The organism is Microcystis sp. M144S2, assembly GCF_020246065.1.
GTDB lineage: Bacteria > Cyanobacteriota > Cyanobacteriia > Cyanobacteriales > Microcystaceae > Microcystis > Microcystis ichthyoblabe_A.
The window spans coordinates 15,368-27,783 of record NZ_JADBTR010000115.1; the positions used below are offsets into that span (position 1 = coordinate 15,368).

Here is a 12,416-nt window from a genome sequence, read left to right on the forward strand (position 1 = left end):
AACCAAGAAGTTAATTTTGTCCTATCTAGAACTGTTTGAGTCTAGAAAAAGCCCCGATAATTTGACCAAGGCTAATACCACCATCATTAGTGGGAACGGTTTGCTGCCAGTAGGGTTGAAATCCCGAAGCTTGTAGGCGATTAATTGTTCTTTCCGTTAGATAACGATTTTGAAAACAGCCTCCCGTCAGGAGAATTTTTTCTCTACCTATTTGGTGAGCAATTTCTACAATAATCTCACTTAAACTATTATGAAATTTAGCGGCAATTATGCCGATTTGTACTTGTTTTTCTAAATCCTCAACAACTCCTAAAATTATCTGATTCCAATCAATAACTATGGGTGAGTCATCTGATAAAGAAAAATTATAATATTCCTCGGTTTTAATGTCCTCAAGGGCAAATTCTAACTGCATTGCTGCCTGTCCCTCAAAACTTAATTGATAACATAAACCTAGAATCGCAGCCACACCATCAAACAAACGCCCGACACTAGAAGTTAACGGACAATTAATTTTTCTGGTTAACATTTGCCTAAAAATAGACCATTCCTGTTCACTAAAAGCTGATTTTATCCTATCAGTATTTTCCATAACTTCTAGTAATCCTAAAGCCACTCGTCTGGGTTCCTTAACTGCTTTGTTTCCTCCGGGTAATGGCCAGGGTTTAAAATGGGCGACTCGCTGCCAAGAATCGGCAGTGATATGGATAAATTCTCCCCCCCAAATTGTGCCGTCTAAACCGTATCCTGTTCCATCCCAAGCAACCCCTAAAACCGGAGGTTGTAGCTGATGTTCTGCCATGCAGGATAAAACGTGAGCGTAATGGTGTTGAATGGGAATAACGGGCAAATTTAAGCTATAAGCGTACTTGGTTGCTAGATATTCAGGATGAGCATCACAGGCAATAACTTCGGGTGCAAACTCGTATAATTTTTTTAAACTATCGAGGATATTTTCAAAATGATTAACAGCATTAACCGTATCTAAATCGCCTATGTGTTGACTGATAAAAACTTGATTTTTTTGATAGATAGCCACGGTATTTTTAAAATAACTTCCCACGGCCAGAATCGGGGGAAAATCTCCCTCATTAACTTTAACAGGAAAGGGAGCATATCCCCGCGCTCGCCGCAAAATCATCGCTTTTCCCGCCATTTCCCTGATAATAGAGTCATCCACTGGTCGAACTATTGGACGATTATGAACTAGAAATAAATCGGCGATTTTTCCTAATTTTTCTAAAGCTTCTTTTTCGTCAATACAGATAGGTTCATCGGCTAGATTACCACTGGTTGCTACAATAGGAAAGCCTAATTCTGCTAATAAAAGATGATGTAGGGGAGTATAGGGTAACATGACTCCTAGGTAGGGATTACCCGGAGAAACGGCAGCAGAAAGATAATTTTTTCGCTGTTTAATCAGGACGATTGCTGCAGCAGGAGACTGCAATAATTGCGATTCTAAAGAAGAGACATAACCATGCTTTTTCACTAACTCAAGATTAGGATACATCACGGCAAAAGGCTTATCCAGTCGCTGTTTACGTTGTCGCAATTTTTGCACTGCTTCCGTATTTCTTGCATCGACAACTAGGTGAAATCCTCCTAATCCTTTGATCGCTATAATTTTTCCCTGTTGAATTGCTCTAGCAGTGGCAATTAAAGCTTGATCTTTTTCCGCTAATACAGAGCCTTGACTATCTAAAAGACTAATTTGGGGTCCGCAACTAGGACAGGCATTCGGTTGGGCATGAAAACGGCGATCCAGAGGGTTTTCGTATTCCCTTTGACATTCGGGACACTGATTAAAACCCCTCATAGTTGTGGCACTGCGATCATAGGGTAAACTCTCGATGATACTGTAGCGAGGACCGCAGTTAGTGCAGTTAGTAAAAGGATAGCGATAACGACGATTATTAGGGTCAAAAATATCGGCTAAACAATCGGGACAAGTGGCTAAATCTGGCAGAACAATTGTATTCTTTTCACCGCCGCTGCTCCGGCGTATGCTAAAGTTTTGATAACCGATAGGATTTAACCATTGAGTCTCAATATTTTCAATTAGCGATCGAGGGGGTTTTTCTAAAGATAATCGAGTCAAAAAAGTTTCTAGTTTGTCTCGATCGCCCTCGACTTCAATAAAAACTCCCGCTGCTGTATTATTCACCCAACCCGTTAGGTTTAATTCCGTTGCTAATCGATAAACAAAAGGACGAAAACCGACTCCTTGTACTGCTCCGCGCACAATTAAAGCTAATCGCTGATCCGATTGAATGCTCTGATTATTCATAAAAATTTAACGGGGAAATTATCAAATCTATCCCTGATTACTTTTCCCGTTATACTAAACTTTCACTAATCACCCGACAGCATTCTTCCACACTGGCCCTTTTTTCCATAGCTATCACCAAAGCTTGATAGGCAGTCTGTTGTTTTTCTAAAAGAGTTTTTGCCTGTAATAAACTCCAGCGCTCTTTTTGGGCATAATTATTCTCGGAAACCCCCGCTAATTTTAAGGCCGATTGCAGATAAAATCGATCGCTTTCTCCCCCCTCCGCTTTACCATAAACTAAGGTTTCGGCAGCAATTCCCGCCATCCACACCGTAGAAATTCTCTCTAAAAAAGCAGGAAAATCGGTAAAGTTCTTGACTTTTTGCTCTAAATCTGCCAGTTCAAATTGAACACCGCCGACTCCCTCCTGGCCTTGACGAAAGGCTTCCCAAGCGGTCAAACTATAACTGGCGATCGGAATGCCTAAAATATAAGCGGTGAGAAAATGTCCGGCTTCGTGGTAAATAACTCTTTGACGGTGTTTACTAGGAGAAAGAGCATCCAGTAGTAAAGTCACGCCCCGGTTATTAAAGGTGAGAGTATCAACGGTAACTAATCCCAAGAGGCTAAAAGTAGCCAAAGCGGGGACAAAAGGCGAAATAGACAGCAAAGGGGTGACAAATACGGAAAGAGTGATCGAAAAAACGGTAATTGCGATCAGATTTAAAGCTGTCTGTTCCATAAAAATTAATAAAAATATACAAATGCTTAATACTATGTTACATTGCCTAGTTTTATTTTCCCCGAATTAACCAACCAATTACCCCACCCACAAAAGCAGTCACAATCGATATACCGATCTGTTTCCAGTTTTTTACTTCCCCAATTTTTTCAGCTAAATCGGGAATTTTTCCCACGGATGCCTCGATGAGTTGCACTCTTTCATTTAAACCGGTGATTTTTGCGTCTAAAGTCCTGATTTCTCCCTTAATTTCCGTCTGTCCTATCTCTAGGACTTGAATTTCTCTTTTGATCTCTCCGACGCTATTCTCGATCGCTTTTTGTCCACTCTCCAAAGAGGTTAAACGAGTTTCGAGCGCTTTTTGTCCATTCTCCAAAGAGGTTAAACGAGTTTCGATCGCTTTTTGTCCACTCTCCAGAGAGGTTAAACGAGTTTCGATCGCTTTTTGTCCATTGATAATCAGATTTTCTAACCTTTTTAGGTCATTTTCCGTAAAAGCCGTCATCAGCTAAACTCCTAATAGATTAATTTTTTCTCGTCTTGAGATTGAGTCGATCGTTGACTAATTTAATTATGGAGTCAAAATCAAACTGTTACCCACTGATAGTTCTAGCTTCGACGCGGCAATAGGGATTTAGGGTGATAGGCAAATTTCCCCCACTTCCCCACTTCCCGAATTCCCCTTTCCCATAAATAAACATTATCGTTTTCCACTATGGATAACTTTTATTGATGAATATTGATCGCACTATCCAAGAGGCAATAGGGATTTAGGGTGATAGGGAAATTTCCGCTAAATCCTCCACCTCTCCCTACTTCCCCTTTACCATAAATAAACATTATCGTTTTCCTGTATGGATAACTTTTATTGATGAATATCGATCGCACTATCCAAGAGGCAATAGGGATTTAGGGTGATAGGCAAATTTCCCCCACTTCCCCACTTCCCGAATTCCCCTTTCCCATAAATAAACATTATTGTTTTCCTGTATGGATAACTTTTATTGATGAATATTGATCGCACTATCCAAGAGGCAATAGGGATTTAGGGTGATAGGGAAATTTCCGCTAAATCCTCCACCTCTCCCCACTTCCCCTTTCCCATAAATAAACATTATTGTTTTCCTGTATGGATAACTTTTATTGATGAATATCGATCGCACTATCCAACTAGCTCATCAATTAGCGGACGCTTCTGGAGAGATTATCCGGCGCTATTTTCGGCAGCCCCATCTAGAAACCGAGACCAAACTCGATCAAGTTTCCTCAATAGTAACAATCGCCGATCAAGAAGCTGAGGAGGCGATGGTGGCGATTATTCAGCGAGAATTACCCGAAGATGGGGTTATTAGGGAAGAAGGAGCCAATATTCCTTCCCAAAGTGGTCGTTATTGGGTGTTGGATCCGATCGATGGCACATCCTCTTTTGTCAAGGGATTACCGATTTTTGGGACTTTAATCGCCCTAGTGGCAGAAAATCAACCGATTTTAGGAATTGTCGATCAACCGATTTTAGGCGATCGCTGGTTAGGAGTGAAGGGAAAAGGGAGTCTTTATAATAACCGGATGATTGTTAATCCCTACCGTCAAGATCGGGAACTTGTCTTAAAAAATGCCTGTTTAGCCTCCACCACCCCCTTAATGTTTATCACAGAACGACAACAGGCGATCGCTCGTCAGCTGCAAAGCGTCTGTAAACGTACCGCTTTTGGGGGTGATTGTTATAACTATATGATGTTAGCCACTGGCTGCACTGCCATGCCGATGGTAATCCTAGAATCAGACCTGAAATACTACGATTTTTGTGCTTTAATCCCGATTATTGAAGGTGCGGGCGGAATAATTAGCGATTGGTCTGGTAATCCCCTACAAGCTGATTCTAGCGAAGTTTTAGCCGTCTCTAATTCGGGTTTATGGCAGCAGGTTTTAGAACAAATCAGCAGAGTGGGTTAGTGCGAATGCCAAGATAATTAATCAACAGCTAACCCACCCCCGCGGCAATTAAACCGTGGCTAATTGAGGTTGGGGACGTTTGCTGTGACGGATACCTTCGATCGCCGCCGCGTAATCTGGGGCATTAAATACCGCCGAACCTGCTACGATCGCATTAGCACCCGCTTCGAGAACTTGCCAAGTATTAGCCGGTTTTAAGCCGCCATCCACTTCAATCCAAGGATCCAAGCCTTTTTCATCGCACATTTGGCGTAATTGACGGATTTTGGGGACAACTTCCGGGATAAAACTCTGGCCACCAAAACCGGGGTTAACGCTCATAATTAAGACTAAATCGCACAAATGCAGCACATATTCGATTAAATCTAAGGGAGTGGAGGGATTTAATACCACACCCGCTTGTTTACCGAGTTCGCGGATTTGGCAAAGAGTACGATGGAGGTGGGGAGAAGCATTATGTTCAGCGTGAACAGAAATAATGTCAGCACCCGCTTTCGCAAAGTCAGCCACATATTTTTCCGGTTCGACGATCATTAAATGCACATCTAAAGGTTTTTTCGTATAGGGACGAATAGCGGAGACAATCAGGGGTCCAATGGTGATATTCGGGACAAAACGACCATCCATCACATCAACGTGAATCCAATCGGCTCCTGCCTTATCCACAGCCTCGATATCGGCTCCTAATTTACTAAAATCCGCCGATAGGATCGAGGGAGAGACAACGATCGACTTCGAGCTTCCGTTTTGGGTCATGGCTAACTATAGAATTTCGTGTTTATATTTTCGTAACAATCTTATCAGCAATCAGTGATCAGTGATCAGTAATCAGTAATCAGGAGACAGGAGACAGGAGACAGGAGATTATTTTTATTTATTCTCCCCACACCCCACACCCCACACCCCACACCCCACACCCCATCACCCCATCACCCTACACCCCACCTACCTAGATTTACGAACTTTTTTGTCGAAACTGGATCATAAACTTTAAAAATAGGCATGATGGGAATAGTTGGGATCGAGGGGGTGGAAAGATGGATAAACTGGTGGCTTTGTGGTTATATAGCGTTTCTGATTCACAAGAGGTACATTCCCAATCCTGAACAGCTTAATCAGCAAAGGTTTAAGTGTGCCGCACAGATGCGAGAACCGCTATATATACTTGGCTATCTCAGGAATTCACGCTACCCTAGGTTTCAGGTTCTTTACATTTTGTTACTTACTATCCGTAAGAAAACTTAGTTCGCTTACCTTATTTTCTCAAAAAAGAATCTTAAAAAAGTGTTAAGGTTTTATACTTGAGGAGTGTTATCAGGAGGAAAATTGTGTTTAAACGACTTGCAGAACAGCATCGCCAACTGGTCAAAGACTTAGTCATGGATTTGCAGGCTTTAGCGATCGCACTAGAAAATCAAGGTTATCTAGCATCTTGCTACACCTGTGGCGGTCAAATGAATAGCGCATCTTTTATGGTGGGATTGGGTGAAACCCATCTAATTCGGTTTCTCGTGTCCGATTACGGCATCACCTGGACAGAAATGCGCGATGATCGAGAGTTAATGAAACTCGAAGGTGCGGAAGCCATCAGCCAACTACAGGAATTAGCCAATCTGATTAAATATCAAATTCCGCCGGCGGAATTTATTGACAAAAAACCCTCCTCCGTGCTGCAACGGTTAGAGACGGTTTAACTGGAGATGTGACCTAAACTTGTATGTTTAGGGAGCTTTTTTCCCTAAGCTTTCAGCCAACTGTTAGCTAGATAAGCCATTCGTTTCATCTCTTTTCGTCCCCGGGAGACGGAATCGAGGATCATGCCACAGGTCAAACCTAAAAAGGCTAAAAGCATGATCGAGGCCGATAAAATAGCGGTGGGAAAACGTGGCACTAAGCCGGTTTCGAGGTATTCAAACAGGACGGGAATCGCTAAGAGGAGGGAAATAACCGCCAAAATCAGCGAGACAAGGCTAAAAAAGAGAAAAGGACGAATTTCTTTAAAAAGTAGAATAGCGGTTCCCAATACCCGCCAGCCATCTTGAAAGGTTTTTAACTTACTTTGGGAACCCTCGGGACGTTCCCCGTAGAGGGTTGGTTCTTCAGCGAAGGGAATTTTTAATTCTAAAGTGTGGATAGTTAACTCGGTTTCAATCTCGAAACCATTGGATAAAGCGGGAAAAGATTTGACGAAACGACGGGAAAAGACACGATAACCAGAGAGCATATCGATTAAACGCGCTCCAAACAGAAATTTAACGAATCCTGTTAAAAATAGATTACCAGCGCGATGACCCGGACGATAAGCCTGGGAGGATTTTGCCGCTTCCCGACGCGCACCGACCACCATATCCAATTGTTCCCGCAGCATTCGTTCAATTAAGCGACGTACTGCCGCAATTTCGTAGGTATCATCGCCATCAATAAGAATATAGATATCCGCTTCGATATCGGCAAACATCCGCCGGACAACATTGCCTTTTCCCGGTTGGATTTCCTGACGCACGATCGCCCCAGCTTTGAGTGCCTCCGTCACGGTATCATCGGTAGAGCGGTTGTTATAAACATAAATTGCCGCTTCTGGCAGAAAAGTTTGGAATTGGGAGACAACTTTAGCGATCGTTAGTTCTTCGTTGTGACAGGGAATAATCGCGGCGATACGGTAGTTTTGCAGGGAAATCGGCGGAATAGCGGTCATTTCGATCATGGCTGACGACAATGTTTAATGATAGTTAGGGGGGTTTCTTGGCGTTGGACGGCGTGAACAGTGGGACAATGGGGGAAAGCTTGGAAATAATCGTATCGGGATAAACCCATGTAATAATCGGGGTCGGGGGCCTTTCCCCAAGCAAAGTCATCTCGATAGATCATCGTAAAGTTTCGTTGGTGATCTTCTACCATTTCTGCCGCAAACATCGGACCGGCAACGACGATGGTAGAGTTAGCGGCGGCATTTTGATTAAGCCATTCCATCCCCTCTTTGAGACTTAATCCCCAGTAATCGGTTTCCTGTTGACCTTGGGCTGCTTTTAAGCCTCCGTAGGCGCGATTATAGTAGGTGTATTCGTAGGGATGCAGGCTAATCATGTCATAGACGATGACGCTAAAGTTGAGGATTAGCAGGGTCGTTAGAAAGATTTTTATTGACTTTCGCTTGAGTTTATGGTATGTCCAAATAATAGCCGTACTTGCGATCGCTGCTAGGGCGGGAATGACAAATAAAAAGTGACGGATGCCGTCGTAGAGAGTAGATTGACGCAGGATAGCAACGGTAGGCAGTAAAAACGCTTGGAGTACGGTGATTAGGGCGCAAGCACGCTGGGTTGGCGTTAATTTGGTCATTTTTGTCAAAATCACCATTACACCCACCAAGACGGCGATTTGCAGGAGGACGGGGGTGGTGAGGGAAAATAGCCGGGGTAGATAGTACCAAGGCAAGGAACGACCGGGGATATTTTGACCGTCAAAGAGAACCGTATTATCCCAGATGTTAAACTTGGACATGAGGGTTATCGCTTCGATAAACCAAGTAATCGGGTTTCTCCAAGCGGCAGGGTGAACAATATAGGTGGTTATTGCCCAAAAAAGTACAATAACTGCGTATAGGGGCAGAAAACGCCAGAGAGTTTTGGGGAGGGTTTTGAGATCCCATCGGGCCACCAGATGGGCGAAGATGAGATAAAAGAGGATAAAAAAGCCACCGATGCGAATTCCGGTGATTAAACCAGCGATAATCCCGTAGAGACAAGAATAAACAGTTAAACGGTTAAATCCTAGTTTAATAGCCTGATTTTCGGACTGAAAATATTTATCCAGCAATAGGGAACCCGTGAAGGTTCCGAGGGTGAACATGGCTGCAAAGGGAATATCTTTGGGATTAAAGAAGCTATGACCCCAAAAAGCGGGAAATAGGGCTAAAATTAGCGCCCCTAACCAAGCAGATTCGATTCCTGCTAAGATAGCGACGATTCCCACCACCGATAGATAGGCAATCAGGGAAAAAAGAAAGGTGACGACGTGCTTAACCCGGGTTATTTGCCAGATCCTCGATAGCCATTCCTCCTTATCGGTGGGATTGGGAGGAAGATTGGCAGTAGCAGGGAAAAAATTTTCTTTGGTTTCGTAGATAAGTTGGGATATGTAGTTAAAATAAAAGCCGTAATGACGGGACATTTCTGATATGGGCTTGTTTTCTCGGATATATTCGAGATTATGATTGACCATATCCACTTCGATCGGTTCGTCCCAAGTGATACCATAGTTTCCGACTACCGATAAACCAATTATCGCCAGAACTAGGATCACCGATAGAATTTTTAGATAAGCTTGCTTGACCGAGATTAACCCTTTTTCGGACTTCATGGGCGATCGAGTCAGTATGGTGGGCAATTCTATCACCTTAGTATATCAAAATTTGGTCAACTTGCCCAAAGACGTTTTTGGGAGTTAAAAGTTTCCGTTTGTATTTGTTAGCCAAACATGGTATATCAAGTAAAAAGCTATCAGCTAAAAGTCCGACTCGTCCCAGAGCTACTAATTAGTCTAATGGCACAAAAACGGGTTAGTTTTCTCGTCGAATTCACCAAAATTATTGATTAAATTATGGCATTATTAAAACGGTTCACCCTGACTCATCCCCTCTTCTGGGCAGTAGTTTATTTTATCGGACTAGGGATTTTATCAGTTATCTTAGGTCAAGATGTTAGCTGGGATTTACGCAATTATCATTTTTATAATCCCTATATGTTATTAACGGGACGTTTTAAGTATGATGTCCTCCCAGCACAGATACAAACTTTCTTTAATCCTTTGATGGATGTTCCTTTTTTCGTTGCTATCTATTACCTAAAACTACCTCCGGTGGTGGTCGGTTTTTTCTTGGGAGGTTTCCATGGATTAAATCAGTGGTTAGTTCATTTAATCACTTATCACTCCTTCGATAAAGTTGGCGAAAGATACAAGATAACTTTAAGCATAGCGGCAGCAATTACCAGTATATTTGGGGCAGCTTTTCTATCAGAGTTGGGAACCAGTATTGGTGATAGTACCAGCAGTGTTTTTGTTTTGGCAGGATTATTTTTAATTATCGCTTGTCTTGGTCGTAATCAACCGGTTAAGGTTAAAACTATAATTTTCGCAGGATTGCTTTTAGGACTAGCAACAGGACTAAAATTGACCACGGCACTGTATAGTATCAGTTTAATCGTGGCGATTAGTTTTTTAACCAATACCATCAGGGAAAAGCTGCGTAATCTTCTGTCCTTAATTCTCTCTATGGCTGTGGGATTTTCCCTGACGACGGGTTATTGGATAATCCTGATGTGGACTAATTTTGCTAATCCCCTTTTTCCCTTCTTCAACAAAATTTTTCAATCTCCCTACATCGAAACAGATTTTAACCTGCAAGATGCACGCTTTTTACCGAAAGATGTTTGGCAATTTTTATTTTATCCCTTTTATTTTGTGCAGGAACAAACCCTAGTGGCTGAGGTAAAATTTAAAGAGACTCGTTTTGCTATTGCCTATCTTTTAATTGTTATTCTTCTGGGAGTAATTATTTATCGCTACACCTCTCGCCGTTCTCTAGAGCAACAAAATAATTTAGTCCATTTACCTATTCTCAGATTTTTACTACCTTTTTATTGTAGTGCCTATCTGATCTGGTTAAAGGGGTTTTCTATTTATCGCTATCTGATGGTTCTAGAGTTAATCACACCGGTTTTAATTATCCTGATTATTGCCTATCTTTATCCTCATAAAAGGACAGTTTTTATAATCTCTATCGCTATTTTTACCTTAATTGCTGCTACAGTCAAACCCTTAGACTGGTGGAGAATGGGATGGTCAGATAATTATTTTGGTATCGATAGTCAAGCATTAAAACCCTACGAAAATTCCACGATTGTTGTGTGGGGAGATGAAGGAACAGGTTATCTAGTTCCCCATTTTCCTGCCTCGACTCGTTTTGTGCGATTGCGAGGAAATATGGGAGTCAGTGAAGGAACTTTAATGCGAAAAAATGCCGAGACATTTATTGCTAATACTCCCCCAGAATCTCTCTACATTCTCCAGACGGACTTTAATAAAAAATCGCCTGATATAGTGGGTGATTTAGCGAAGGAAAATCTCGTTATTGACTTCCAAAGTTGTCAACCCTTTCCCAGTAAAATTGAAAATTTTAATCTCTGTCGTCTTCAGAAAAAGTAATTCTCTACCTTTTATCTGTAATGATTTATCTATTGACCGTTAACTACAATTGCGCGGAATTAATTAAGCGTTTAATCGCTTCCCTCGACGATGACTTATCTGCTACTCTCATCATTGTTAACAATTCCACTGAAGATAAAAATATCCAATCTTTAGCAGCGAAAAGAGTCAAGATTATTGAAGCGGGGGAAAATTTAGGATTTGGGAAAGGATGTAATGTGGGACTTGATTGGATTTATCAACAAGACAGAGAAGCTATCGTTTGGTTAGTTAATCCTGACGCTTACTTATTACCGGACTCTCTGGAGAAAGCAAGCAAATTTTTTCAGCAATATCGGGAAGTTGCCATCGCTGGTACAGAAATTTACGAACCGGATGGTAAAATCTGGTTTGGTTGGGGAAAATTTAATGCCAAAATCGGCACAATTAACGTGGTGGAGGAATCCTTAGACTATGGAGATAAACCCTATCTTATTCCTGACTGGGTGACGGGATGCAGTTTATTAATTAATTTCTCGAATTTTTCCACTTGTCCCCATTTTGATCCCGATTACTTTCTCTACTACGAAGACTTTGATTTTTCCCGAAGATACGCAAATCAAGGCTATTTAGTCGTTGTTACCAATCAGATTAAAATCATTCATGAACCATCTTCTATCACCCGTCGCTATGGTTATCTAAGACTAACTCATAATATCTATAGTTATCTTCTCAGTCTCGAAAAACATACGACTTTAACTATCCTTGTTTATCGCTTGCTGCGGATGAGTTTTATGTCTTTACTGCTCCTTCCCATTAAACCAAAATTCTCCCTAGCCAAGCTGCAAGGAATTCAACTCTATTGTCAAAGAATAGACCTCTTGCATAATTTTTTTATGGTGCAATGAAGGATTTTGCTTTTTTATCAATTTTTAGATAGAAGTCAAAAAAAGAATAAAATGTGATCTTATGTCAGGAAATCATCTATGCTTTTGCTATGTTTATTAGCAAAAGTATAGATTATCAAAACTTATCAGATGAACAATTCAAAAAGACGGATGCTTTTACAATCGGGAAACTTCCGTTTAAAAGGAAAAAAAGCTCTACTAAATCAAGCAGAGATACCCTGAGAGGGGGACAAGCGAGCTAGAAGGTAGATAGGGCAAGCGATATTGCTCTTTGTCCTTTGATGTAATCCTTCAACCGATAGCGGCTAATTTGCATTAGCTCTTCTATATTTTTTTGGAACATTTGATGTAGCTGGAG

10 protein-coding genes and 1 pseudogene are annotated in these 12,416 nt (G+C 41.6%); 5 read left to right on the plus strand and 6 right to left on the minus strand.

The genetic code is table 11. The annotated features are described in order from the left end of the window. Positions 1-25 precede the first annotated feature (25 nt). Genes hypF through IM462_RS13755 form a run of 3 tightly spaced genes read right to left on the minus strand, consistent with a single transcriptional unit; the run spans position 26 to position 3,519 of the window. Positions 26-2,290: a carbamoyltransferase HypF gene (gene hypF, locus IM462_RS13745; protein ID WP_287702362.1), complete on the minus strand. Its 2,265-nt coding sequence runs from the start codon at positions 2,288-2,290 to the stop codon at positions 26-28. Positions 2,291-2,339: 49 nt separating this feature from the next. Then, the gene (locus IM462_RS13750; RefSeq protein WP_287702363.1) at positions 2,340-3,014 is read right to left on the minus strand and encodes an ATP-dependent Zn protease; all 675 of its coding nucleotides are present in this window, start codon (positions 3,012-3,014) and stop codon (positions 2,340-2,342) included. Between the two features lie 52 nt (positions 3,015-3,066). Continuing rightward, positions 3,067-3,519 carry a coiled-coil domain-containing protein gene (locus IM462_RS13755; RefSeq protein ID WP_287702365.1) on the minus strand — a complete coding sequence of 151 codons (453 nt, stop codon included), beginning with the start codon at positions 3,517-3,519 and terminating at the stop codon, positions 3,067-3,069. 641 nt (positions 3,520-4,160) lie between these two features. On the opposite strand from IM462_RS13755, the gene hisN reads away from it, so the two are divergent. Further along, positions 4,161-4,967, plus strand: a complete 807-nt coding sequence (hisN, locus tag IM462_RS13760; RefSeq protein ID WP_287702367.1) for a histidinol-phosphatase — start codon at positions 4,161-4,163, stop codon at positions 4,965-4,967. Between the two features lie 48 nt (positions 4,968-5,015). On the opposite strand, the gene rpe is transcribed toward hisN, so the two are convergent. Beyond that, positions 5,016-5,723 (minus strand): ribulose-phosphate 3-epimerase, encoded by a 708-nt coding sequence (rpe, locus tag IM462_RS13765; protein WP_008206602.1) that lies wholly within the window; start codon positions 5,721-5,723, stop codon positions 5,016-5,018. 572 nt (positions 5,724-6,295) lie between these two features. Between rpe and IM462_RS13770 the strand changes: the two genes are divergently transcribed. Continuing rightward, the gene (locus IM462_RS13770; RefSeq protein WP_002737496.1) at positions 6,296-6,661 is read left to right on the plus strand and encodes a DUF1815 family protein; all 366 of its coding nucleotides are present in this window, start codon (positions 6,296-6,298) and stop codon (positions 6,659-6,661) included. Between the two features lie 44 nt (positions 6,662-6,705). Here IM462_RS13770 and IM462_RS13775 read toward each other — a convergent pair whose 3' ends face one another. Both IM462_RS13775 and IM462_RS13780 read right to left on the minus strand, forming a co-directional pair. Next, positions 6,706-7,671 carry a glycosyltransferase family 2 protein gene (locus IM462_RS13775; protein ID WP_287702370.1) on the minus strand — a complete coding sequence of 322 codons (966 nt, stop codon included), beginning with the start codon at positions 7,669-7,671 and terminating at the stop codon, positions 6,706-6,708. Continuing rightward, positions 7,668-9,326 carry a glycosyltransferase family protein gene (locus tag IM462_RS13780; RefSeq protein ID WP_287702372.1) on the minus strand — a complete coding sequence of 553 codons (1,659 nt, stop codon included), beginning with the start codon at positions 9,324-9,326 and terminating at the stop codon, positions 7,668-7,670. The genes IM462_RS13775 and IM462_RS13780 overlap by 4 nt, the downstream gene beginning before the upstream one ends. Before the next feature lie 240 nt (positions 9,327-9,566). On the opposite strand from IM462_RS13780, the gene IM462_RS13785 reads away from it, so the two are divergent. The 3 genes and pseudogenes from IM462_RS13785 to IM462_RS21260 all read left to right on the plus strand — a co-directional run. Further along, positions 9,567-11,171, plus strand: a complete 1,605-nt coding sequence (locus IM462_RS13785) for a glycosyltransferase 87 family protein (protein WP_287702374.1) — start codon at positions 9,567-9,569, stop codon at positions 11,169-11,171. Between the two features lie 20 nt (positions 11,172-11,191). Then, positions 11,192-12,058 carry a glycosyltransferase gene (locus IM462_RS13790; RefSeq protein ID WP_287702376.1) on the plus strand — a complete coding sequence of 289 codons (867 nt, stop codon included), beginning with the start codon at positions 11,192-11,194 and terminating at the stop codon, positions 12,056-12,058. A gap of 135 nt (positions 12,059-12,193) precedes the next feature. After that, positions 12,194-12,277 (plus strand): annotated as a pseudogene (locus IM462_RS21260) (IS5/IS1182 family transposase); the annotation flags it as partial. Between the last annotated feature and the right edge of the window lie 139 nt (positions 12,278-12,416).